This window comes from Shewanella sp. FDAARGOS_354 (assembly GCF_002209245.2).
Classification (GTDB): Bacteria; Pseudomonadota; Gammaproteobacteria; order Enterobacterales; family Shewanellaceae; genus Shewanella; species Shewanella xiamenensis.
Genome location: NZ_CP022089.2, coordinates 1,458,837 through 1,484,100 on the forward strand (window position 1 = coordinate 1,458,837; position 25,264 = coordinate 1,484,100).

15 protein-coding genes are annotated in these 25,264 nt (G+C 46.7%); 6 read left to right on the forward strand and 9 right to left on the reverse strand.

What is annotated here, in order from left to right; genetic code table 11:
• Positions 1 to 37 precede the first annotated feature (37 nt).
• The 5 genes from sucA to sdhC all read right to left on the reverse strand — a co-directional run bounded on the left by sucA (position 38) and on the right by sdhC (position 6,298).
• Positions 38 to 2,857 carry a 2-oxoglutarate dehydrogenase E1 component gene (sucA, locus tag CEQ32_RS06620; RefSeq protein WP_037417459.1) on the reverse strand — a complete coding sequence of 940 codons (2,820 nt, stop codon included), beginning with the start codon at positions 2,855 to 2,857 and terminating at the stop codon, positions 38 to 40.
• 215 nt (positions 2,858 to 3,072) lie between these two features.
• A complete protein-coding gene (locus CEQ32_RS06625) occupies positions 3,073 to 3,780 on the reverse strand; it encodes a succinate dehydrogenase iron-sulfur subunit (RefSeq protein ID WP_037417461.1) in 708 nt (235 codons plus the stop codon).
• A 14-nt stretch (positions 3,781 to 3,794) separates the two neighbouring features.
• A complete protein-coding gene (sdhA, locus tag CEQ32_RS06630; protein WP_047536607.1) occupies positions 3,795 to 5,561 on the reverse strand; it encodes a succinate dehydrogenase flavoprotein subunit in 1,767 nt (588 codons plus the stop codon).
• Positions 5,562 to 5,909: a succinate dehydrogenase, hydrophobic membrane anchor protein gene (gene sdhD, locus CEQ32_RS06635; RefSeq protein ID WP_011622411.1), complete on the reverse strand. Its 348-nt coding sequence runs from the start codon at positions 5,907 to 5,909 to the stop codon at positions 5,562 to 5,564.
• Positions 5,903 to 6,298: a succinate dehydrogenase, cytochrome b556 subunit gene (gene sdhC / locus CEQ32_RS06640; protein ID WP_037417467.1), complete on the reverse strand. Its 396-nt coding sequence runs from the start codon at positions 6,296 to 6,298 to the stop codon at positions 5,903 to 5,905. The genes sdhD and sdhC overlap by 7 nt, the downstream gene beginning before the upstream one ends.
• A 416-nt stretch (positions 6,299 to 6,714) precedes the next feature.
• On the opposite strand from sdhC, the gene CEQ32_RS06645 reads away from it, so the two are divergent.
• The 4 genes from CEQ32_RS06645 (at position 6,715) to CEQ32_RS06660 (ending at position 15,705) form a co-directional block, all read left to right on the forward strand.
• Entirely contained in the window at positions 6,715 to 8,001 is a 1,287-nt protein-coding gene (locus CEQ32_RS06645) for a citrate synthase (protein WP_088585728.1), read from the forward strand.
• Between the two features lie 304 nt (positions 8,002 to 8,305).
• Positions 8,306 to 9,370, forward strand: a complete 1,065-nt coding sequence (locus tag CEQ32_RS06650; protein WP_037417471.1) for an efflux RND transporter periplasmic adaptor subunit — start codon at positions 8,306 to 8,308, stop codon at positions 9,368 to 9,370.
• A gap of 12 nt (positions 9,371 to 9,382) precedes the next feature.
• Complete coding sequence (locus tag CEQ32_RS06655; RefSeq protein WP_088585729.1) at positions 9,383 to 12,646, forward strand: efflux RND transporter permease subunit; 3,264 nt, start codon at positions 9,383 to 9,385, stop codon at positions 12,644 to 12,646.
• On the forward strand, positions 12,643 to 15,705 hold the full coding sequence (locus CEQ32_RS06660) for an efflux RND transporter permease subunit (RefSeq protein WP_088585730.1): 3,063 nt from the start codon (positions 12,643 to 12,645) through the stop codon (positions 15,703 to 15,705). Before CEQ32_RS06655 ends, CEQ32_RS06660 begins: the two co-directional genes overlap by 4 nt.
• A gap of 53 nt (positions 15,706 to 15,758) precedes the next feature.
• Here the strand turns inward: CEQ32_RS06660 and yqfB are convergent, their stop codons facing one another.
• The gene (yqfB, locus tag CEQ32_RS06665) at positions 15,759 to 16,025 is read right to left on the reverse strand and encodes a N(4)-acetylcytidine aminohydrolase (RefSeq protein ID WP_055648124.1); all 267 of its coding nucleotides are present in this window, start codon (positions 16,023 to 16,025) and stop codon (positions 15,759 to 15,761) included.
• Positions 16,026 to 16,232: 207 nt separating this feature from the next.
• Here yqfB and CEQ32_RS06670 point away from each other — a divergent pair, with 207 nt between their 5' ends.
• Positions 16,233 to 16,436, forward strand: coding sequence for a DUF2986 domain-containing protein (locus CEQ32_RS06670; protein ID WP_037425629.1), 204 nt, complete (start codon positions 16,233 to 16,235; stop codon positions 16,434 to 16,436).
• Between the two features lie 373 nt (positions 16,437 to 16,809).
• On the opposite strand, the gene CEQ32_RS06680 is transcribed toward CEQ32_RS06670, so the two are convergent.
• Together CEQ32_RS06680 and CEQ32_RS06685 are read right to left on the reverse strand one after the other, a co-directional pair.
• Positions 16,810 to 18,324: an MATE family efflux transporter gene (locus tag CEQ32_RS06680; RefSeq protein WP_069454763.1), complete on the reverse strand. Its 1,515-nt coding sequence runs from the start codon at positions 18,322 to 18,324 to the stop codon at positions 16,810 to 16,812.
• 105 nt (positions 18,325 to 18,429) lie between these two features.
• Positions 18,430 to 19,680, reverse strand: coding sequence for an MFS transporter (locus tag CEQ32_RS06685; protein WP_088585731.1), 1,251 nt, complete (start codon positions 19,678 to 19,680; stop codon positions 18,430 to 18,432).
• 180 nt (positions 19,681 to 19,860) lie between these two features.
• On the opposite strand from CEQ32_RS06685, the gene CEQ32_RS06690 reads away from it, so the two are divergent.
• Positions 19,861 to 20,742, forward strand: coding sequence for a LysR family transcriptional regulator (locus CEQ32_RS06690; protein ID WP_088585732.1), 882 nt, complete (start codon positions 19,861 to 19,863; stop codon positions 20,740 to 20,742).
• A gap of 92 nt (positions 20,743 to 20,834) precedes the next feature.
• On the opposite strand, the gene CEQ32_RS06695 is transcribed toward CEQ32_RS06690, so the two are convergent.
• A complete protein-coding gene (locus CEQ32_RS06695) occupies positions 20,835 to 24,749 on the reverse strand; it encodes a S8 family serine peptidase (protein ID WP_088585733.1) in 3,915 nt (1,304 codons plus the stop codon).
• Between the last annotated feature and the right edge of the window lie 515 nt (positions 24,750 to 25,264).

Below are 25,264 nucleotides of genomic sequence, written 5' to 3' on the forward strand. Positions count from 1 at the left end.
CCTTTTTATAAAATGTCTATGACTACAGTCTTATCAATTAGAGCTTTAACGCACTGTTCACTAAAGATTCTTGTTGGTGAGCATGCAGCTCTGGGTAACCACAAGCTGGTGCAGCAGACGCTTCACGGCCAGCATAGGTCAGTTTTGCACCCGCAGGGATAGCAGCCCAGAAGTGATGTTGGCTAGAGTACCAAGCACCTTGGTTTTGCGGCTCTTCCTGACACCATACAAAATCCTTCACATGTTGGTAATCAGCTAAGGCTGCAACCATTTCTTCATGCGGGAACGGATATAACTGTTCGACACGGATTATTGCGACGTTATTGATATTTTCTTTACGGCGTTTTTCCAGCAGCTCGAAGTATACCTTACCGCTACAGAACACCACGCGATCGACCTTGCTCGCCTCTAACGTATCGATTTCACCGATCACGTTTTGGAAGCTGCCATTAGCCAATTCTTCCATGCTAGAAACCGCTAATGGGTGACGTAGCAATGATTTAGGTGACATAACCACCAGTGGACGACGCATTGGGCGCACCACTTGGCGACGCAGCATATGGTAAACCTGAGCTGGTGTTGATGGCACACACACTTGCATATTGTGGTTAGCACATAACTGCAAGAAACGCTCTAAACGGGCGCTTGAGTGTTCTGGACCTTGGCCTTCGTAGCCGTGAGGCAACAACATGGTAAGACCGCATAAACGGCCCCACTTCTGCTCACCAGAGGACAAGAACTGGTCGATAACCACTTGCGCACAGTTGGCAAAGTCACCGAATTGAGCTTCCCAAATCGCCAGACCGCCGGGTTCCGCTGTTGCATAACCGTATTCGAAGGCGAGTACTGACGCTTCAGACAATACTGAGTCAGTGATGTCGATTGGGCCTTGGTTTTCGGCAATATTACGCAGTGGTAAATACGTAGTCGCATCGTTTTGGTTGTGCAGAACCGCATGACGGTGGAAGAAGGTTCCACGACCAGAGTCTTGACCAGTAATACGAACACGTTGTTTATCTTCAAGAATCGTTGCGTAAGCTAAGGTTTCAGCAAAGCCCCAGTCGAGTAACTTCTCACCTTTTGCCATCGCGACGCGGTCACTATAAATCTTAGCAACACGGGATTGCAGTGAATGGCTTTCAGGCACGTAGCTCAATTTATCGGCTAGTTTCTGCAAACGTTCGATAGGCAGTGAAGCGTCATAGGCTTCATCCCATTCGCGACCAATGTAAGGAGTCCAATCCACGGTGTGCAGTGTCATTGGACGCCATTCTTTCACTACGCAATCACCTTGATCTAAGGCATCACGATAAGTGTTGATCATGCTAGTCACATCATCGGCAGCAATGGTGTTTTCTGCGATCAGTTTGTCAGCGTAAATCTTACGTGGCGTTGGGTGTTTCTTGATCTTGGCATACATCAGTGGCTGAGTTGCACTTGGCTCATCAGCTTCGTTGTGGCCATGACGGCGGTAACACACTAAATCAATCACCACATCACGTTTAAATTCGTTACGGTAATCAACGGCCAACTGCGCAACGAAGGCAACCGCTTCTGGATCGTCTGAATTTACGTGGAAAATCGGCGCCTGTACCATCTTAGCGATGTCAGTACAGTATTCAGTTGAACGCACATCGTGGTGATTTGAAGTGGTAAAGCCCACTTGATTGTTGACAACGATGCGGATACTACCACCCACTTTAAAGCCACGGGTCTGAGACATGTTGAATGTCTCTTGTACGATACCTTGACCAGTAATGGCAGAGTCACCGTGGATAGTGATTGGCATCACCTGTAAACCATCTTTACAACCGCGGCGGTCTTGACGAGCACGTACAGACCCCATAACCACAGGGTTAACGATTTCAAGGTGAGACGGGTTAAAGGCCAGCGCTAAATGCACATTGCCACCCGGTGTTTCAAAGTCAGATGAAAAACCTTGGTGGTATTTCACGTCACCAGAACCATGAGTATCAGCATGCTTACCCGCAAACTCATCAAACAGTTCAGCAGGACGCTTACCTAATACGTTCACAAGGACGTTCAAACGACCACGGTGAGCCATACCGACGACGATTTCTTTAGTGCCCGCTTCACCTGCACGATAAATAATTTCGCGCATCATAGGTACTAGTGCATCACCGCCTTCTAACGAGAAACGTTTCGCACCAGGGAATTTAGCACCTAAGTATTTTTCAATGCCTTCAGCAGCATTTAGGCCTTCAAGAATGCGGGTCTTAACGTTTTTATCGTAGTTAGCTTTACCTAAGGACGGTTCGAGACGTTGTTGGATCCAACGCTTTTCATCGGTGTCGGTAATATGCATGTATTCGGCGCCGATAGAACCACAGTAAGTGGCTTTTAGCGCTTTGACTAAATCAGCCAACTTCATGGTTTCGCCGCCATGGGCGAATGAGCCAGTATTGAACTCACGCTCCATGTCTTCTTTGGTTAAACCGTGGAATGCGGGATCTAAATCTGCGACAGGTTCACGTTTCCACAAACCTAATGGATCAAGGTTAGCACCTTGGTGACCACGGAAACGGTGGGCGTTGATTAGCTGTAGCACTTTAACTTGCTTAGCATCCAACTCAGGATCGGTCACACGAGCTGCGCTCTTATGACGTCCTTCCATCGCTAAACTGCGAAAATAATCACGTACTTTTGAGTGGGCCGCTTCTGGCGCGTCTTTAGAGGCACCGTTCACCGGAGGGAGATTATCAAAAACCGCACGCCAATCGTCAGAAACTGACTGAGGGTCTTCTTGATAGGCTTCATACATCTCTTCTACGTAGGTCGAATTTGCACCACTTAAGTGAGATGATTCGAGCCAGGCTTTCATGATGCCTTGGTGCATTTCTATTCCTTTCAAACTTTATACACGTGCTTAGCCATAGTTTTTTTATGTGATCTCAGGTCAGGACCTTTGATACATAATTTCTGCCGCCCCTAGAATATCCAGATTTCACGGCGCGTTGTCTTCCATTACATACACAAAAGAGCCACCTTCTATGCCCAGAAAGTGACTCTTTGAGAGCTATATTATTATTGATTTCAGCTCAGGTTCTCGCATTACACCGCTCTCTTAAGCAGCATTGACTTAATATGACCGATTGCTTTGGTCGGATTAAGTCCTTTTGGACAAACGTCAACGCAGTTCATGATGCCGTGGCAACGGAATACGCTGTAGGCGTCGTCCAGCTCAGAAAGACGTTCTTCTGTTGCTGTATCGCGACTGTCGATCAAGAAACGGTAAGCATGCAGCAGACCGCTAGGACCGATAAACTTATCAGGATTCCACCAGAATGATGGACAAGCCGTTGAACAACAGGCACACATGATACATTCATAAAGACCATCTAAATGGGCACGTTGTTCAGGTGACTGTAAATGTTCACGAGCAGGCTGCTTATCATCGTTGATAAGGAAGGGTTTAATCTTCTCGTATTGCTTGTAGAACTGAGTTAAATCAACCACTAAATCACGTACAACTGGCATACCTGGCAGTGGACGGATTTCCAACTTCTTACCTTTAAAAGTAGAGATTGGGGTAATACAAGCCAGACCGTTTTTACCGTTCATGTTCAGGCCATCGCTGCCACAAACACCTTCGCGGCAAGAGCGACGGAACACTAAGGTTGGGTCTTGTTCTTTTAACTTGATCAGTGCATCGAGCACCATCATGTCAGTGCCAGCAGCCACTTCAAGGCTGTAATCCTGCATGTAAGGCTTTGTATCTACATCAGGATTGTAGCGATAAACTGCAAATTCCAATTTCATCTTTGCAACTCCTACTAGTAGGTACGTTTCTTCGGCGGGAAAGCTTCACGCAACTTAGGCGCCATATTCACAGCACGACGGTCCATGGTTTCAGTCACAGGGTCAAACAAACTGTGGCATAGCCAGTTTTCATCGTCACGCTCTAAATAGTCTTCACGTGAGTGAGCACCACGGCTCTCTGTACGGAAGTTAGCAGCATAAGCGGTAGCAATCGCCGTCGCCATCAAGTTGTCTAATTCTAAACACTCGATACGTTGGGTGTTAAACTCACGAGAGTTATCAGACAATTTAGCATTTTCTAAACGCTTACGGATGGCTTTTAACTGCTCTAAACCTTCAGCCATGGCATCGCCACGACGGAATACAGAGAAGTTTAATTGCATGCAAAGTTGTAAATCCTTACGGATTTGCACAGGATCTTCGCCATCTTTATTGTTTTCCCAGCGTTGTAAACGTGCCAGAGAAGCTTGAATATCAGCATCAGTCGCATCCTTAGGATCGGCAGTCTCATCGAGCGCTTTGCCTAAGTGTTGACCTGCTGCACGGCCAAAGACCACTAAATCTAGCAATGAGTTACCGCCTAAGCGGTTCGCGCCATGTACAGACACACAGGCAATCTCACCTACAGCAAACAGACCCACTACGTCTTGCTCAGTGCCGTCAGCATTCTTACGAATAACCTGACCGCTCACCTTAGTTGGCAGACCCCCCATCATATAATGACAAGTTGGCAGAACAGGGATCGGACCATCAGCCGGATCGATGTGAGCGAAGGTACGAGATAATTCACACACGCCAGGTAGACGGGCTTCTAAAGTCTCTTTACCTAAGTGATCGAGTTTCAGTAAGCAGTGTGGGCCTAATGGACCATCTAAACCACGGCCTTCACGGATTTCGGTCATCATAGAACGTGCAACTACGTCACGAGATGCCAAATCCTTCGCGTTTGGTGCATAACGCTCCATAAAACGCTCACCGTCTTTGTTTAGCAGGTAACCACCTTCACCACGACAACCTTCTGTCACAAGTACACCCGCACCAGCGATACCAGTTGGGTGGAATTGCCACATTTCCATATCTTGCATCTGAACGCCAGCACGCATTGCCATACCGACACCGTCACCAGTGTTAATGTGAGCGTTAGTGGTAGAAGCGTAGATACGACCAGCACCACCTGTAGCTAATACAGTGGCTTTGGCTTTGAAGTAAACGATTTCACCAGTTTCGATTTCAATCGCAGTACAACCTACGATGGCACCGTCTTGGTTCTTCACTAAATCGAGGGCATACCATTCAGAGAACACTTGGGTTTTGTGTTTTACGTTCTGTTGGTATAAGCAGTGAAGCAGTGCGTGACCGGTACGGTCTGCCGCTGCTGCGGTACGAGCCGCTTGTTCACCACCGAAGTTTTTAGATTGACCACCAAAAGGACGTTGGTAAATCTTACCATTTTCGAAACGAGAGAATGGTAACCCCATGTGCTCAAGTTCAATAATGGCTTCTGGGCCGGTTTGACACATAAATTCGATAGCGTCTTGGTCGCCGATAAAGTCGGAACCTTTTACGGTATCGTACATGTGTTGTTCCCAATGGTCTTCATGGGCGTTACCCAGCGCAACGGTGATACCACCCTGCGCAGACACAGTATGAGAACGGGTTGGGAATACTTTAGATAAAAGCGCACAGCTCTTACCTTCTTTAGAAATCTGTAGTGCTGCACGCATACCTGCACCACCGGCGCCTATCACTACAGCATCAAATTCGCGTACTGGAATACTCACTTAGACACCCCACACAATAACAATGCCGGCCGCTAAATAGCAGAAAACGGTAACGACAAAGGTGAACTGTAAAACACCGCGTAACGATGTGCACTTGACGTAATCCGTCAATACTTGCCATACACCAATCCAAGCGTGAACAAGCAATGCAACTAACGCGAGCAGTGTAAACACTTTCATTGGCAGAGCACTGAAGAGGCCATGCCACACGTCATAGGTGAGAGGGGAACTACATGCAATAAAGCCAACCATGAAAATGGTGTAACAGGCGAGGATTACTGCACTAGCGCGTAGTAGAATAAAGTCATGAACACCACTGCGTCCAAAACTTGCTGCATTGGTTACCATACCCATAACCCCGCTAAAATTGAAAAGGCTACCGTTAACACAAATACAGCTTTCGCTGAGGCGGTGCCCGAAGCCAACTCTTCCCAACGACCAGTATCCATCACTAAGTGGCGCAGGCCACCGAATAAATGGAAGGTCAAAGCAGTCAAAATGCCCCAAATGATGAACTTCACAACAAAGTTATCAAACAGAGATTGAACGCCTGCGAAACTTTCAGCGGAGGCTAAAGATGAATTTAGCAACCAAATAAGAATGCCAACAGCGAACAGCATGATGACACCGGATACACGGTGAAGAATTGACACAATCGCTGTTGCAGGAAAGCGAATGGTCTGCAGATCTAAATGGACAGGTCTTTGCTTTTTCACGTTCTGCTCACTCAGCTCCATTGAGCATTTTTTTTGTTATGTGAACCGCTTTTGTACAAACTTTAAACTGAGTGATTAATCACCGCAAAAGTAAACACAAAAGCAAAGTTTAAACAAACAGATAACTATTTGAACACTCACTCATTTAACATGTAAACAAAGGGTGCTTTAACATCATCGTTTGCAGCCATTATTAGGCGGAGGCAAGTATACTCGCGGGAAATGTCAAATACAAACATCACAGAATGCAAATTTTGTTTTTTTAGGAAAATTTTCGCGTAAGTGCCAGCTGTAGCAAGGAAAGTAAAGCGTTTTATACCATGGTCTAACAAATTTAAACGCTTATTTAAATTGAAATGTGATCTACAATGGCTGTAAAGTAATGGCGGTTTGACATGCCGCACTCACAGATAAGAACGAAGTAAGGAGAACGGGGTATGGCTGATTTAAAAGCCAAATTAGAATTACCAGGGAATGACTCGATAGAGTTGCCAGTAAAGCAAGGATCCGCTGGTTTTGACGTAATCGACATCAGTAAACTTGGCAGCAAAGGTTACTTCACCTTTGATCCGGGTTTTCTTGCGACAGCCTCCTGCGAATCTGCAATTACCTATATTGATGGTGATCAAGGTATATTGTTACACCGCGGCTATCCAATCGAGCAACTTGCCGTTGACTCCGATTACCTAGACCTGTGTTATCTGCTGCTTTACGGTGAACTGCCGACAAAAGAGCAATATGCTGAATTTGTACACACAGTCAAAACCCACACTATGGTGCATGAGCAAATCGCCTTCTTCTTTAGAGGCTTCCGTCGTGATGCTCATCCTATGGCGATGTTGTGTGGTGTTACTGGTGCATTGTCTGCATTTTATCAAGACTCACTCGATGTCAACGATCCTCGCCACCGCGAAATCGCCGCTTATCGCCTAGTCTCCAAAATGCCAACGATTGCTGCTATGTGCTACAAGTACTCTTCAGGCCAGCCATTCGTTTATCCACGTAATGACTTAAGCTATGCAGGCAACTTCTTAAGCATGATGTTTGCCGTTCCTTGTGAAGAGTACAAGGTAAACCCAATTGTTGAACGTGCTATGGACCGTATCTTCATTCTTCATGCGGATCACGAACAAAACGCGTCAACGTCAACCGTACGTTTAGCCGGTTCTTCAGGCGCGAATCCATTCGCGTGTATCGCTGCGGGTATTGCTTCTCTATGGGGCCCTGCACACGGCGGCGCGAACGAAGCTTGTCTACAAATGTTAGAGGAAATCGGTTCAGTAGACCGTATTCCTGAATTCATTGCCCGTGCGAAAGACAAGAACGACCCATTCCGTCTGATGGGCTTTGGTCACCGTGTTTACAAAAACTTTGACCCACGTGCCAAAGTGATGCGTGAAACCTGTCACGAAGTGTTAAAAGAGCTAAAAGTACAAGATCCATTATTAGATGTCGCCATGGAACTTGAGCGTATTGCGCTGGAAGATGAGTACTTCATTTCGAAGAAACTCTATCCAAACGTCGACTTCTACTCAGGCATCATCATGAAAGCCATTGGTATTCCTACCAGCATGTTCACTGTACTGTTCGCATTAGCGCGTACTGTGGGTTGGATTGCTCACTGGAAAGAAATGTTGGATCAACCTGGTCACAAGATCAGCCGTCCACGTCAGCTTTATACTGGCGAGACTGCGCGTGACTTCATCGACCTAGATAAACGCTAAACACTGCATTTATCGATTCAAAGCGCCCTCAAGGGCGCTTTTTTATTGCCATTTATCTCACTCTAACTCTAGGCATGTTCTACTAAGTCAGTAGCCCCTCACCCGATGACATGCTTCTTGCCCCACGATGAAAACTTATTTAGCATTTTTCATCACTTTTTAAACTTTTTAGCTACATCTGGCGTATTCATCTTAGCGCAAAATCGTCAAAAATAATAATTAACAAATAAAAACAGTAACTTAATAAATGGCACGTTTTATGCTTATTAGCATCATTATATTCAAACAATAGGTAACAGTTCTTATGGAAAAGTCTAAAATGATTAAGTTCGCCCTACCCGTTTTATTAGTGTCAATGTTGGCGGCTTGTGGTGAAGAGGAAGTAGCTAAAAAAGAAGAAAAATATGCTATTCCCGTTGAAACGACGACCGTGATTCAGGGTAATGTCTCTTCTTTTTACAGTACTACGGCCACCCTTGAAGCCCCACAGGAGGCGAATGTTGTCAGTCGAATCGCTGGCCTAATCGAAGCCATTAATGTGGAAGAAGGCGACCGCGTTAAAAAAGGACAAATACTAGCGGTTATTGATGCCAAACGTCAGCAATATGATTTAGATCGTTCCGAAGCGGAAGTTAAAATCATTGAGCAAGAGTTAAACCGCTTAAAGAAAATGAATAATAAAGAATTTGTTAGCGCTGACTCTATGGCCAAGCTTGAATACAACTTGCAAGCAGCTATTGCTAGACGGGATCTTGCCGAACTACAAGTGAAGGAAAGCCATGTGGTTTCGCCCATTGATGGCATTATTGCCAAGCGGTATGTAAAAGCGGGCAATATGGCTAAAGAGTATGGCGAATTGTTTTATATCGTTAACCAAGATGAATTGCACGGCATTGTGCATCTACCAGAGCAGCAATTAACCAGTTTGCGCTTAGGCCAAGAGGCTCAAGTATTTAGCAATCAACAGAGTAAAAATGCTATCCATGCAACTGTGCTACGTATCAGCCCTGTGGTGGATCCACAAAGCGGCACATTTAAAGTCACCTTGGCCGTACCAAATCAAGACGCCCGCCTAAAAGCGGGGATGTTCACTCGGGTCGAATTAAAATATGACACCCATGAAAATGTGATTACCGTGCCCTACAGCGCCTTAATCAATCAAGATAATAAGCAAGCCTTGTACGTCATTGACGGCACCAATGCTAACCGTCGCGAAGTTCAAATCGGATACCGCGAAGGTGATTTAATTGAAATTGTTTCTGGTATCAAGCCTGGCGAACTCGTCGTTACCCGTGGTCAGCAAAATTTGAAAGACCAGTCCTTAGTTGAAGTCATTACCCCACTCGATTTGGCCTCAGCGAAGAACTGATAGGAGTCTTTCATGTCAATCATTAGCACCTCAGTTAAACGGCCAGTCACGGTATGGATGTTCATGCTGGCCATTATGTTATTCGGTATGGTCGGGTTTTCGCGCTTAGCGGTAAAACTCCTGCCCGATTTAAGCTATCCTACCCTGACGATCCGCACCATGTACGACGGTGCTGCGCCCGTTGAAGTGGAGCAGCTGGTCTCAAAACCCATTGAAGAAGCCGTCGGTGTGGTGAAAGGCTTACGTAAGATCAGCTCTATTTCTCGCTCAGGCATGTCCGATGTGGTACTCGAGTTTGAATGGGGCACTACTATGGATATGGCAAGTCTCGATGTGCGTGAAAAACTCGACACTATCGCCCTGCCGCTTGATGTTAAAAAGCCATTACTACTGCGCTTTAACCCCAACCTTGATCCTATCATGCGCCTAGCGCTGTCTGTACCAAATGCCACTGAGACAGAGCTCAAACAGATGCGCACCTACGCAGAAGAAGAGCTTAAGCGCCGCCTAGAGGCTCTTTCTGGGGTTGCCGCTGTGCGTTTATCCGGCGGTTTAGAACAGGAAGTGCATATTCAGCTCAATCAGGAAAAATTATCCCAACTCAATTTAAATGCCGATGACATTAAGCGTCGCATCAACGAGGAAAACATCAACTTATCTGCGGGCAAAGTGATCCAAGGCGACCGCGAATATCTGGTACGAACCCTTAACCAATTCAATTCATTGGAAGAACTAGGGCATGTGATCGTCTATCGCGACGCACAAACCTTAGTACGTCTATTTGAAGTCGCTACGATTACCGATGCCTTTAAAGAGCGCAGCGATATCACCCGTATCGGTAGCCAAGAATCGATAGAACTGGCTATTTATAAGGAAGGTGATGCAAACACGGTCGCCGTTGCCAAAAAATTGCGCGATGAGCTATTGAAGATCAACAAAGATCCTCAGCAGAACAAACTGGAAGTGATTTACGATCAATCAGAATTTATCGAAAGTGCCGTCAGTGAAGTGACCTCTTCAGCGTTAATAGGCAGCATTTTGTCCATGCTGGTGATTTATCTGTTCCTGCGCAATATTATCCCGACGCTGATTATCTCTATCTCAATCCCCTTCTCGGTGATCGCTACCTTTAACATGATGTACTTTGCCGATATCAGCTTAAACATCATGTCATTAGGTGGTATTGCGCTGGCGATTGGTCTGTTGGTTGACAACGCGATTGTGGTACTCGAAAACATCGACCGCTGTCGCAGTGAAGGCATGAGTAAATTGGATGCTGCGGTCACGGGTACTAAGGAGGTCGCTGGCGCGATTTTCGCCTCGACAATGACGACGCTCGCGGTGTTTGTTCCCTTAGTTTTTGTCGATGGGATTGCTGGCGCCCTCTTTTCAGATCAAGCCTTAACGGTGACCTTTGCGCTCTTGGCCTCCTTGCTAGTTGCCTTAACCTCGATTCCGATGCTGGCCTCACGGGAAGGATTTAAAGCTTTGCCGGAGCTCATGAATAAAACGCCGAAGGAAAAACCGACCACTAAACTTGGCAAATTAAAACACTATAGTGCGACGGTGTTCTCCTTCCCGATTGTGTTGCTATTTAGTTACTTGCCGAGTGCCTTACTCACCTTAGTGTTGATTATTGGCCGCTTCTTTTCGTGGTTGTTTGGCTTAGTGATGCGCCCGCTGAGCAATGGCTTTAATGTTGTGTACCATAGTATCGAGTCTATTTACCATAAGCTACTGGCTTTGGCGCTGCGTAAGCAAATCATGACGTTACTACTGACGATTGGGATCACGGGTGCCTGTATTAGCTTGCTTCCCCGTTTAGGAATGGAATTAATTCCACCGATGAACCAAGGGGAATTCTATGTTGAAATACTGCTACCACCTGGCACAGCTGTGGGTGAAACCGATAGGGTTTTGCAACAACTGGCGATGTCGATTAAAGACAGACCAGAAGTGAAACATGCCTACAGCCAAGCGGGCAGCGGAGGGTTAATGACCTCAGATACCGCTCGTGGCGGCGAAAACTGGGGCAGATTACAGGTCGTACTTGGAGATCACAACGCCTATCATCAGGTGACGCAAGTGCTACGAGACACGGCGCGCCGCATCCCCGAGCTTGAGGCAAAAATCGAGCAACCTGAACTCTTTAGCTTTAAGACGCCATTGGAGATTGAGCTAACAGGCTACGATTTAACCTTACTAAAACGCAGTGCCGATAACCTTGTTAAGGCGTTGTCAGCATCTGATCGCTTTGCCGATGTAAATACTAGCCTGCGTGATGGTCAGCCAGAATTGAGCATCCGTTTCGATCATGCTCGTTTAGCCGCATTAGGAATGGATGCCCCGACGGTTGCCAATCGCATTGCCCAACGTGTTGGTGGCACTGTCGCCAGTCAATATACGGTTCGTGATCGCAAGATTGATATTCTCGTTCGGAGTCAACTGGATGAGCGGGATCAAATTAGCGACATCGATACCTTAATTATCAACCCTGACAGCTCCCAACCCATAGCCCTTAGTGCAGTAGCAGAAGTATCACTGCAATTAGGCCCATCGGCGATTAACCGTATCAGTCAACAAAGGGTGGCCTTGGTATCGGCAAACCTTGCCTACGGCGACTTAAGTGATGCCGTAGCCCAGGCACAGCAAATCCTGTCTACGCAGGTATTGCCAGCGTCGGTGCAAGCCCGTTTCGGTGGCCAGAATGAGGAAATGGAGCATTCATTCCAATCACTAAAAATTGCATTGATCCTAGCTGTGTTCTTGGTATACCTCGTGATGGCAAGCCAATTTGAGTCACTGCTGCATCCATTGCTCATTTTATTCGCTGTACCAATGGCACTGGCTGGAAGTGTGCTTGGTCTTTATATCACCCAAACCCATCTAAGCGTGGTGGTCTTTATTGGCCTTATCATGCTGGCGGGGATCGTCGTCAATAATGCCATTGTATTAGTGGATAGAATAAATCAACTACGTGCTGAGGGCGTGCAGAAGCTTGAAGCCATAAAAGTCGCAGCGAAATCCCGTCTTCGCCCGATTATGATGACAACGCTCACCACTGTACTAGGTCTGCTCCCTATGGCATTAGGGCTAGGCGATGGCTCAGAAGTCCGTGCACCGATGGCGATTACCGTGATCTTTGGTCTGAGCCTCTCGACCCTGTTGACCCTGATTGTTATCCCAGTGCTCTACGCCCTGTTTGACCGTAAAAAGTTTGAACATACCGCCACAGCGCAAGACAACACGGCAGAAACCGCGGAGGCTCGCCTATGAACCTCACCCGTTTAGCGATAAAACGCCCAGTCACCACCAGCATGTTTTTCTTTGCTATCTTGCTGTTTGGTCTGGCTTCTAGCCGCCTACTGCCGCTCGAAATGTTCCCTGGCATCGATATTCCGCAAATCGTAGTGCAAGTGCCTTACAAAGGCTCAACCCCAGCGGAAGTCGAGCGCGATATCACTAAGGTGCTCGAAGAGTCCCTCGCCACTATGGGCGGTATCGATGAGCTCGAATCCGAATCCTCCCAAGAGGGGGCGGAAATCGAAATCAATATGAAATGGGGCGAAAACGTTGCCACTAAGAGCTTAGAAGCGCGGGAAAAAATCGATGCGGTGCGGCACTTATTGCCCAAGGATGTTGAGCGGGTGTTTATCCGCCAATTCTCCACCGCCGATATGCCAGTATTGACCATACGGATTTCGAGCGACCGCGAGCTTTCTGGCGCATTCGACTTGCTTGATAAGCAGCTTAAGCGCCCGCTGGAGCGGGTCGAAGGGGTGTCTAAAGTCAATCTCTATGGGGTTGAGCAAAAGCAGATTGAGGTCAGGATCAATGCCAACCGTCTTGCCGCTAGTGGTTATTCGGCAACCGAGTTACAGACACGTCTCGGCCGCGAAAACTTTGTACTCAGCGCTGGCACCTTAAGGGAAAGTAATCTGGTTTATCAGGTGTCTCCTAAGGGCGAATTTCGTAATTTAGAGGACATTAAAGCCCTAGTATTATTACCAGGGCTGACCTTAGGTGACGTTGCCGATGTGCAATTTGCGCTACCTGAACGGGTCGAAGGTCGTCACTTAGATAAGCATTACGCCGTGGGTCTGGATGTGTTTAAAGAATCCGGCGCCAACTTAGTGGAAGTGTCTGATCGGGTATTAAAGGTGATTGAGCTTGCCAAGCAAGATCAACAATTCCAAGGTATCCGCTTGTTTATCATGGAAGATCAAGCCTCTGGGGTAAAATCCTCTCTCTCGGATCTGCTGCTGTCGGGATTAATCGGCGCCTTGCTGTCTTTTATCGTCCTGTATTTATTCCTGAGAAACTTCAAGATGACCTTGATTGTGGTGTCATCTGTGCCGATTTCGATAGGTATGACACTGGCCGCCATGTATCTGCTGGGTTACAGCTTAAACATTCTGTCGATGATGGGACTGTTATTGGCGGTCGGTATGCTTATCGATAATGCGGTCGTGGTCACCGAGAGTGTGCTGCAGGAGAAACAAGGCAAAAATACTAAGAGTGTTCAAGACAATGAAAATGCGGTCATGACAGGGGTCGATAAGGTCAGTCTTGCCGTACTTGCGGGCACTATGACCACGGCTATCGTATTTTTACCCAACATCTTTGGGGTTAAAGTCGAGCTCACCATCTTCCTTGAGCATGTGGCGATTGCGATTTGTATTTCGCTGGCGGCCTCACTGTTAGTGGCTAAAACATTAATTCCATTGATGTTAACTAAGTTCCACTTCGATATCACGCCAGAGAAAGCGCCAGGTAAGTTGCAAAACTTCTACAACCGTAGCCTCAATTGGGTGCTACTGCGTCCTTGGCGTTCAGGTCTAATTTCGGTGGCGATTTTAGTATCCACCGCCCTGCCGCTATCGATGGTTAAGCAGGATCAGGAGGACAGCCAAAGCAAGGAGCGCATTTACGTCAACTACCAAGTGGAGGGTCGCCATAACCTCAATGTGACCGAGGCAATGGTGAGCCAAATGGAAGAGTATCTTTATAATAATAAAGAGGAATTCCATATCGACTCAGTGTATAGCTACTATGCGCCCGACGATGCCTCTTCGGTGATTTTGCTGAAAAAAGACTTGCCCATGCCACTGGATGAATTAAAGAAGAAAATCCGCAGCGGTTTTCCTAAATTCTCTATTGCTAAGCCTCAATTTGGCTGGGGCAATGATAACTCGGGCGTACGCGTCACGCTCACTGGTCGCTCCACTTCAGAGCTTATCCATTTGAGTGAGCAAGTATTACCCTTACTCTCCAATATTAAAGGGTTAGTGGATGTGCGCTCCGAAGTAAACGGCGCGCAGCAGGAAGTCGTGATCCGCATAAATCGTCAGATGGCGGCACGACTGGATTTAAAACTCAACGAAGTAGCTTCTAGCATCTCAATGGCATTGCGCGGCTCACCGCTACGCTCATTTAGGCACGATCCTAATGGGGAACTGCGTATCGAAATGGCCTATGAGAAGGAATGGCAAAAATCCCTCGAGAAGCTAAAACAACTGCCGATCGTGCGTATCGACCAACGTTTGTATACCCTTGATAACCTTGCCAGTATCGAGATCCAACCTAGGTTCGATACCATCAAGCACTATAATCGCCAAACTTCGCTTTCTATCGGGGCGAACTTAGATAATCTCACCACAGAGGAAGCCCAAACTAAGATCAAACAAGTGATGGAGAATGTGCGTTTTCCTGATGGCTATAACTATTCGCTACGGGGCGGTTTTGAACGCCAAGATGAAGACCAAAGTATCATGGCAATCAATATGTTACTTGCTATCGCTATGATTTACATCGTGATGGCGGCACTATTTGAGTCCTTGTTATTACCGACGGCCATTATTACCTCAATCCTCTTCTCGATAACGGGTGTGTTTTGGGCGTTGCTGCTCACAGGCACGCCTATGTCGGTCATGGCGATGATCGGTATCCTGATTTTAATGGGCATCGTGGTAAATAACGGTATCGTCTTGGTCGATCAAATCAACCAAATGACACCCGATCTCGATAAGCTGTCGGACACCATTCGCGAAGTGTGTATTACCCGTTTGCGCCCGGTACTGATGACAGTAGGAACAACCGTACTAGGTTTAGTGCCACTGGCGATGGGCGATACCCAAATTGGTGGCGGCGGCCCGCCATATTATCCGATGGCAATTGCCATTATTGGCGGCTTGTCTTTCTCAACCGTAACTAGCCTATATTTGGTGCCATTGTGTTATCAACTCCTCTATAGAATGCGTTACCGCGCCGCAGTCCGACTTGGCGAATCGAATCGTATCGCCCAAAAACTCTTACCGTGGACAGCCAAAGCATGATATGACGGGATAGCTTGACATCACTCATTAAAAAGGCTGCATCGCAGCCTTTATTATTTTGTTAGCACCTTAAAACGGATCATATATAACTGTTCAAGGCCGGGATAAATCTCGGCAATCACCTGGTGCAGTTCGGGTAAGGTCATATTTTCTTGTTGGGCGTGCAGTGTTGTGAGTCCAGACAATGTTATTGGCATTACCTCCAACACTTGGATGTCACAAAACCAACGATGAGTTTCAAAGGTCGACACAGGGAGGATTTGCCCTGGTATCACATGGGATTCAGCTTCATTACGTAACGTAATCGTTTTCTTGCCCATCAAAATATCGTGTTCAAAGCGTTCAAAAAAAGTGATGTCAGTTAACAAGGTTAATCCCTCTATTTATCCAGTCAAAATGCCGATAGTACGGCACAAAATACAGCAAAACATGGTCAGTTTGCGCGATTTAAGTTAGAATTCGACCTCAATTGAGCCATTGGCCTCATATTCCTGCGCTTAGCGGGTGCGAACGACATTAGAGACTTTATGAACAAGAAACAAAAGATCATCAAAAAAATTGCGAAACGTGCTAAAGCCAGACTGAATAAAGTCGATCCAGCCACCATTGGCGCACCCGCAAAATCTGGCTATATCTCTAAGGCTGAACGCGCCAAGATCGCAGCACTTGCTGCGGCTGCAGAAATAGAATCAGCAGCAAGTGAGCCACAAGAGGCAACAACTGAGCAATAATATTGTTTAATAAAAACAAACTTATGCGCTAATAAGACCAATATGTAATGCCACACCAGACTGTGGCATTTTTATTTTAAATAGTCAGTTATTAGGGCCTGTTGACGTTTCAGGGTTATTTTTGCAGCAATGTGGCTGGCTTTTATGCAAGGCAAAGTCCGTGCAGTGTAGTTATTCTACATAAACGGACGATAACGCGGCAGAAAAGCCAGCCAAATGCTGCCCGAAGGGTTCGTCTGGCAAGCCCTTGCTCTTTGTCACTCGTCATTTGAGTAGAATAACTATACATCATTCCTCGTTTCGCGAGCACGTGCTTGCCAGAACGAACAAAATCTAATCTCGAAACATCAACACGCCCTAGTCACTACATACATTAACGCTTAGCATTATCCTGTTGCTCAATAAAGGGTATAACAGGCTCCATTTCTTGCTCTTCCGTCAATTGTGCCATCTGCGCGCAGGAGGATGAAAGAGGGCTAGTTGCACTCGGTAGATTCTGTGCCACCTCATTCGTCATCAATTCGTCCACATCGGCTGCTAAGCCAGCAACACCATGTCCGGTCGATGTCAACGCGACCTTATCAACTAAACGATAGGCAACCCAAACCCCTAAAACACCAAAAAGAATTGAGCCTATTACTTGGCCGATAAGTACCCCATAAACCCCGCCCCACTGCGCGCCCATATACACAAAGGGAACAGTGCCTAAAGTCGCCTTGCCCACATTAAATAAGGTGGAATATTTGGCCTTACCCAAATTATTAAAGGAGGCGTTTGCGACAAATAAAATCCCAGAGAAGATAAAAAACACCGCAATATAGCTGCAGAAAAATTCAATAAGTGCCGCACTATCGCCCTTCATATCAAACAAACTGACGATCTGCGCTTTAAGTAAAAACAAAAGTAACGACATCACCACCACATACAAGGTACAAAATTGAATCGCCTTCGTTAAACTTTCGCGCACCCGATCGAATCGTCCTGCTCCAAAGTTTTGCCCAACAATAGGCCCAATAGCGCCGGATAAGGCAAAAATCATCCCAAAAGTGACAGGCACTAACCTGCCGAGTACCGCCCAACCCGCAACATAAGCATCACCAAAATCCGCAATTGCCCGGGTCACAAACGCATTACCAATTGGTGTGGCAATGTTGGTCAGTATGGCTGGTCCTGCAATGGCGAAAATCGGTTTAAGATCGGCTTTAAAATAGTGAAGATTAAACCTGCCAAGGAGTTGATGTTTGACCACAACACCCCGACCCGCGATGATAAATACCGCAATACGAGCCAATACAGATGCCAGTGCAGCCCCTTCAATCCCCATCGCAAACAGGAAAATAAAAATAGGATCCAGCACAGCATTCACGCCGCCCCCCGCTAAGGTCGACATCATCGAAAGTTTTGCATCTCCCACGGCACGCAGCGCACCGCCAAGGGCCATTGCGAGACAGATGAACGGCAGCGACGGCACCAAAATATACAGATAACTCTCTGCAAGCTCGGCAGTATGACCGCTGGCCCCCACAAGCGTGACTAACTCAGGAATAAAAGTCGTGACCACAATGCTGACCAACACACTAATGATCGTGGTCACCACCGCACTGTTAAGTAATAGGCGTTTCGCTAATTCGATATCCTTAGCGCCGATAGAGCGAGACACCAAGGCCCCGAGCGCAATGGAGAGACCTATGCCAATTGATGTGGTAAAAAATGAAATACTGCCCGCATAACCTACAGCCGCGGCTAATTCATGTTCGCCCAATAAGCTTAAGAAAAATATATCCAGTAAATCGACTACAAATAACGCAGAAATCCCCACCGCAGCGGTTGAACTCATCACGAGAATATGGCGAAGAATTGAACCTTCAACAAACTTAGCTTGGGTCATGGGGGTGTTTTACCTTATTAATTGCAAAAGCAAAGGCCAACACTGAATTGTTGGCCTTTGCTTTTATAGTCATCTATGGGTATTTAGGTCAAGCACTAAAGCAGCTTATGCCGCAATTGGGCTCATCTTCGTTTGGTGATAACGCAGACGACTGATTGACAATGCAATTAACGCAAGCAGCGTTAACGACCCCATCACCACCCCTTGCCATTCGGCTTTATGCCAAAATAACATCAAGTAAGGTCCGCCCAAAGCGGCGCCTAAGTAATAGCAACACAGATACAGCGAAGTGGCCTTGGCGCGATCGCGGCTTGCGCGCATCGCCACAAAAGAGTTGCAACAACTGTGGGTTAAGAAGAATCCACATGCCGTCATCAAAAAGCCCATGCAAATGGTGGCGGTGGTATCAAACAGGGTCAATAAACTGCCCAACAGCATCAAACACCAAGACCATTGATATAACTTGTGCTGACCAAATTTTGCCAGCCACTTAGCGGTAAAATAGGAGGCCACAGTACCACTGGAGTAACACAAAAAAATCAAGGTCGCTTGAAAGCGGCTCCACTCGTAGGGCGAGGCCATCAAATGCAGTTGAATAAAGCTAAATTGATTCACCATCATCATAAAAGTGATCCCACCGATGGCATAGGCTAACCGCATTTGTGGATCGGTTAGATGGTGACTAAAGCCGTAAAAATCTTGAAGTAACCGAGCCCGTTTTGAGACTGAAGGCGCCGAGGTTTGCCCGCCAGATATCGCCTTAGCATCCGCGCCAGATGGCAATAAAAAACTGGTCAAGGCAACACCTGCTAGGGTCACTAAAAACAGCAGCCACATGGACTCCTGCCAAGATAAAAACTGCGACATCAACCCGCCCAGCAGACGCCCAACAATCCCGCCGATACTATTGGCCATAATGTAAATGCCCGCGGCTTTGAGCATAGTGCTTGGCGAGAGTTGCTCCTTAAAATAAGCCATGGCAATGGCAGGCACCGCAGCGAGCAATACGCCTTGTAAAAAACGCACATACACAAGCGCATTAAAGTCCCCAGCCCAAATCAGCAGCAGGTTCGACAATGCCAATAACCAAAGACTCACCACAATCGGCGTATGCCGGCCAATTCTGTCGGACACAACCGCATAAATTAATAGGGAAAATGCCAATGAAAAACTGGTCACAGAGAGAATGAGCGTAGCCTGCGATCCCGATACGGCAAAATGCTCAGCGATCAGCGGTAACATGCCCTGCATCAAATACAGATTGATATATACCACCACGGAAGCCACACACAGTGCCCACATCAGTCGGGTATCACGTTGTTTATTGTCGATAATAGTGTCTAACACGGCTTGCACTTTTAGCCTCGATAACGCCTCACTCTAAGAATAGACAAAGGTTAGCACTGGGCATAACATAACAATAATAGATAATTTATATCGACATTATTGATTTTTGTTATGGCAAATTTTTATAACTGACATGGTTATCGCAAATTGTCGCGCGTAAGCGTGCATCACAAGCAAAAGGCTCACACCATGGATATACGCCAACTTAAACACTTAGATGCACTTGCAAATACTGGCAGTTTTACCGCCGCGGCCAAGAAGCTCAATATGGCGCAGCCTGCCCTGAGTCAAAGTATTAAACGGCTTGAGCAGTCACTTGGAGTGACACTGATTAATCGCACCAGTAATAAGAATGACAAGCACCTCGCGCTCACCGCCGAAGGCTTAGTGCTGCATCAACATGCCACGTTGATCCTAAAACAAATCAAGCAGGCGGAAGCACAAATCCGTGCCATGGCGAATCTCACTTTGGGGGAAGTTCGGATTGCGGTGCCGGGTATGCTGGGCTCCTTCTATCTGCCCTCACGCCTTATGGCGTTTCGTCATCAATATCCCGAGTTAAAGCTGTCACTGTTCGAAGGCGGTACCCGTGACGCACTGCGGATGTTACAACAGGAAGAAGTGGATATTGCTATCATTACTGCCCAAGATCTGCAGAGTGATTTTGATAGCCAATTACTGATCCGTGAGCAGATGGTGATAGCCATGGGCGCCGAGCATCCACTTGCCGAGCATTCTGCCGTGAGCTTAAACGACTTCTTTGACCATGAACTGGTAATGTTCAAAACCGGCTATTTTCACCGCGAGTGGATCCTCTCTCAGGCAAAAGACTTGGGTAAAAAGCCCAATATTGCCTTTGAGACCAATCTGATTAACTTGATCAAACAAATTGTGTCACAGGGATTTGGTATCACTAGCGTACTCGAAATGGCTATCAGTCCTAAGGATGACATCCTCGCGAAACCCTTTGATCCGCCAGTGTTTTTAAATCTGCATATTGCGTGGAAAAAACAGCGCCCCGTCAGCCAAGCCGACCGCGCCTTTGTGGAATTTTTAATGAAAAATCGATAATAAACGGGCAATAAAAAAGGGCCGATAATCTCGGCCCTCATCAAGGTTAACCCTTAAACATGCTAAGGTTAACCGGTTTCAGCTCGAACCACTTAGCGCAGTTTACGGCGACCAAAGGCAAATGGCAGCAGTAATAAACTTAACCAGCCTAAAGCACCACCGTCATCCTTCTTCGGCGGAGTATCGGTAATAGAGACAGATACTAAGCTCGAATCGCTATTGCCGTGGTTATCGGATACCGTCAGTTGGAATGATACGGTTTGTGCCGCGCCATTCACACTTGGCGCCACTAAGTTTAATTTGGCCGCTGCGGGGTCAAAATTAAAGCTTGCGCCACCTAACTGAGTCCACTTGTAGGTCAGCGGATCATTATTCGCATCCGATGATTTACTGGCATCGATAAACAGCGGCTTACCTTCTTGGACTGCGGTTGGCGCTTCAACCTTAGCCACAGGCGCCACTTCCGCAACATCAAACTGATAGCTCTGAGTCAAGGTTTCTGACGACGCGTTATTGACCTTGTTCGACAGGCTTAACTCATTATCAACACCTGCCTTACGTGGAACCAGCTCAAAACTGATGTCTTTCGCTTCAGCGCCCGATGGCATCTCGATCGTCCAAGTGATCTTATTGCCATCTTGCTTACCGTCATGGCTGATGTTAGCCACTTCATGGCCTTCAGGCAGCATAGCTTCTAAGTTATAAACACGTGTTACTTGGGTTTTATTGGCTTCGATACGGGTTTTCATCATCTTAGCCACGCCCGGTGTTAACTGACCGCTCAGCGTATTGCCCAGAGGCGACAGCACATCATCACCGACACGTTCAAAGACGACGGGGAGCTTCACTGGTGCCACTTTGTCATCGCCAGTGGTGAAGGTCAGCATAGCTAAACCATCGTCACCGACTTTGAGCGCATCCTTCCACGTCAGCTTAACGTCAAAGTCATTGGTATCGCCAGAAAGCGTCGCAGTGAGGTTATCCTCAGCCGTGTCATAGAGGGTCAATTGTTTTAAACCAAACACATCATCAGCCGTGGCTGTTGAAGCAGTATAGTTTTGTACAATGACGTAATAAGTGCCCTTAACCGGATTATTGAGTAAGACACTTTCCTGTGAACCATCTCTGGCTGATGAGCCCGCTCGCGCAAGTTTGCTGCCATCGTTTTTATCGAGTAGCACATACATATCAAGATCGGGCGATGTGGTGTAGCTAATTGAGGTTCGGAAATACAGTGCATTTTCATTAACGTCAAACTTAAACACTTTGACGCCATCTTCAAGATCATCTGTATATGAAGCATTATTCGAGTCTTGCTTCACGCTTGACTCCATGATTTGGCTTAGCTTGAGGCCTGTCACTTCGGCGCCAACGCTAGCAAAATCCACCGCCTTTAAGCCTTCAAGAGTGATCTCATCCGCATTACGAGTCGCTTGAATGCTCACCAAGTTTGGCAGGTTACGCTTACCAATCTTAGCCGCAATCGGCATAGTCGCCGTAGGGTAGTTAGCTGACTCGAGCACTAAGTTGCCAAAGCCCCAATCTGCGCCCACTTGCGTTACATCGGCGGTGACAGTAATGGTTTGGCTCGCACCTTTTTTCAGGGTAAAGCTTTCAGGCGATACCGTTAGTGCCAGCTTATCAGTCACCGCTTGGCCCTTCGCCGTCCAGCTACCATCTTGGGTTGCGGTTACGGTACGGGTCCAAGTACAGGTATTCACACAACGAGAATCAGCCATACTAGGCACGTTGAGCTTACGAGGATCGCCGTTCAATAAGGGATTTGCAATTTCATAGTTCAGTGCGCTTTCATCCATCACTAAACCGGCTTTAGCGGCTAAATCCACGCGAATTCGGCCAGCGCCCACGTCAAACGGATCGGCAACGGTTTTAGCATCGGCTTTTTTCATCGCCTGAGCGGTCGTTGCAGTCAGCATTAATGCGGAGCGGATATTGTCCGGCGTCCAATCTTTATGCAGCGACTTTAACAGTGCGCCAGCACCCGCAACATGGGGACTTGCCATTGAAGTGCCCGACATGAGGGTAAAGTCGGCAGGATTTGTGCCCGATTTATCGTGACCAAATTGTTGATCAGAATAAGCAGCGTAAATATCCGAACCAGGCGCGGCCACCGAAGGCACAATCACATCATTGGTCGCATTTGGGCCAATCAGTGAGCCAGCCGATAACACATCGGCCTCACGGCTAATCGCTTGCGGTGTCGGGGTTAAAGTTAACTCTACAGCAGGATTGGCGGCCATGGCCTCGATTAAGGCTACGCCATCGGTGTTACCAATAAATACCGCAGGTACATTTAATTTCTCTAATGCTGACATGGTAAAACGCGCATTACCTTCACCATCACGGTTATACACGATCACCGCTTTAGCACCCGCAGTTAACGCACCCGATACTTTAGTCGCAAAATCGCATGTTCCCCGTTTAATGACCGCTATTTTGTCTTTAAAGGCATCGGCGGGGAAGACTTTACAACCTTCCACATTGGTCGCATCGACAGAGCCAGCAAACACTGGAAGTCCTTTAACCACTTCGGTTTGCACAGGGCCAGAGCCAGGGGTGAATTCAAATGTCTTACCATTAAATTCCAGCTCATGTACCACTTCACGATTGTGAGTCGAGTTAGCCACCGAGGTATACCATGGGGCATTTTTGGGAGTCGAATAAGGTGACTGGGTGATTGCGGCACTGGTTGCGGTTGCTGGACGAGTATTCCCAGCAGCGACTGCAGCAAAAATGCCCGCATTACGCGCCGCTAAAAACCCCTGCTCAGTGGCGCTATTCCATGGATTACCGCCACCACTGATGGAGAAGTTAATCACATCCACGCCATCTTTAATCGCATCATCTATGGCTTTCAGAATCGGTACAGTCGGGCAACCTGAATACTTGTCACCCGCATCCCCAGGTCTACAGATTTGATATGCAATAATGTTTGCATGGGGAGCCACACCAGAGATTTGCGCAAACTTTAAGCCAGTTGCGATACCATCACCTTCTAGCTTACCAACCTCTCCATCAACATAAGGCACATCAAGCAAGATATTCCCTGCCGCGGTGCTGGCCACATGCGAGCCATGACCACCGTAGTCTTCACCATTTTTAGCGGGAGGCGTCGCACCAAAAATCTTTTCGTCGTCATAGATATCGGTGATTTCGGGGTAACTACGCACACCAATCAGCTTATCGTTACACATGCTGGCAAAATCGGTTTTACAATCACCAATATAAATCCCTTGGCCTAAGGGGTTTGTATGGTCATAACCATCCCCGCCAATATCGGCAAACGAGGCATGATCAGAGTTAATCCCTGAGTCGATGATCGCCACAACCACGCCCTCACCCATTGCCTTGGTACCAGTAGCACTACCGTCCCACACCTTTGGGGAGCCGATCAGTGCCTGACTCACATCGGTCTCAAGCTGCTCAATACGCTCACGTTCGATATAAATCACCTCTGGTAGTTCAGCCATTTTTATCGCTTGCGCCTGCGTCATACGCACAGCGATACCATTGAGTGCATATTGGTAGGTGGTTAATGGCTCTAGCGGTGTACCAATCGCTGCGCTGGCACTCGTCAAAAAGCGCTCTTGCTTAACCTTAAGGAAACTAACGTAGTTTTTCACCTCAGGAGCCGCGGCGTTAAGTTTAACATTGCCAGTCTTTCCTGTGCCTTTTGCCTGTGAGGTCGACTGTATATGTTGTGGGCTAGTTGCTTTGAAGCCAGGAATCTCCCCTTGATAATTCGCGACAGCACTGTCACGTAAGCGAACAATATAAGTATGCTCACCTTCGGCAAATTCTGGTTCAGGAATAAATTTTACATCTTGGTTATTAACTGCGGTTAATCTGCCTCGAGTTGAGTCATTTGATAATTCGGCTGGAATATCTAACTGTATTGTTTCACCCGTTGGAGATAATACTGTCTGTGCATTTGCTGCAGATGACAACAGTGCCATAGACACTGCTAGTGCAATTTTTGTTTTCATTGTCGCTTCCTTCGCTATATCGATTTATTTCTATAAAGTTCAATTTTTAATATTTATTCAGTACAGGAATCGATTAAATTTCTGTTACCAATAGAACTTCAGCTCAGCGTTTTAACACGGAGTGATACATATTGAAACACCTTATTAACGGAACAATTACCCATAAAAACAGTTAATAAGCATGCCATACTCAATAAAAAATCGATTTTTAAAACATAAGCGAATGGTAAACTGTTTACTTAAACAAAAGGAATTTTAGCAACTACTTAAAAATAAAAGACAAGTTATCTATCGCCATTAAGTAGCATAGAGAATCAAGAGAGAATTAACGGTTACGCATTCTGATTAAAAGATAAGAAAACAACTTAAATTTATAGATGAAATAATTTCAAATAGCTAAAAATTACATATGATAAACGCAATAAATAATCGCATTATGCCATCAACGTTACCGAATACCCCTACACCAAACAAGATGAATGATATTAAGCTCGAGATAGGAAATAAAAAATAAT

Excerpts from the sequence above, each read along its gene's own strand:
- sucA (WP_037417459.1), bottom strand. The coding sequence starts at position 2,857 with ATGCACCAAGGCATCATGAAAGCCTGGCTCGAATCATCTCACTTAAGT.
- CEQ32_RS06625 (WP_037417461.1), bottom strand. The coding sequence starts at position 3,780 with ATGAAATTGGAATTTGCAGTTTATCGCTACAATCCTGATGTAGATACA.
- sdhD (WP_011622411.1), bottom strand. The coding sequence starts at position 5,909 with ATGGTAACCAATGCAGCAAGTTTTGGACGCAGTGGTGTTCATGACTTT.
- sdhC (WP_037417467.1), bottom strand. The coding sequence starts at position 6,298 with ATGGAGCTGAGTGAGCAGAACGTGAAAAAGCAAAGACCTGTCCATTTA.
- CEQ32_RS06645 (WP_088585728.1), top strand. The coding sequence starts at position 6,715 with ATGGCTGATTTAAAAGCCAAATTAGAATTACCAGGGAATGACTCGATA.
- CEQ32_RS06650 (WP_037417471.1), top strand. The coding sequence starts at position 8,306 with ATGGAAAAGTCTAAAATGATTAAGTTCGCCCTACCCGTTTTATTAGTG.
- CEQ32_RS06655 (WP_088585729.1), top strand. The coding sequence starts at position 9,383 with ATGTCAATCATTAGCACCTCAGTTAAACGGCCAGTCACGGTATGGATG.
- CEQ32_RS06660 (WP_088585730.1), top strand. The coding sequence starts at position 12,643 with ATGAACCTCACCCGTTTAGCGATAAAACGCCCAGTCACCACCAGCATG.
- yqfB (WP_055648124.1), bottom strand. The coding sequence starts at position 16,025 with ATGGGCAAGAAAACGATTACGTTACGTAATGAAGCTGAATCCCATGTG.
- CEQ32_RS06670 (WP_037425629.1), top strand. The coding sequence starts at position 16,233 with ATGAACAAGAAACAAAAGATCATCAAAAAAATTGCGAAACGTGCTAAA.
- CEQ32_RS06680 (WP_069454763.1), bottom strand. The coding sequence starts at position 18,324 with ATGACCCAAGCTAAGTTTGTTGAAGGTTCAATTCTTCGCCATATTCTC.
- CEQ32_RS06690 (WP_088585732.1), top strand. The coding sequence starts at position 19,861 with ATGGATATACGCCAACTTAAACACTTAGATGCACTTGCAAATACTGGC.
- CEQ32_RS06695 (WP_088585733.1), bottom strand. The coding sequence starts at position 24,749 with ATGAAAACAAAAATTGCACTAGCAGTGTCTATGGCACTGTTGTCATCT.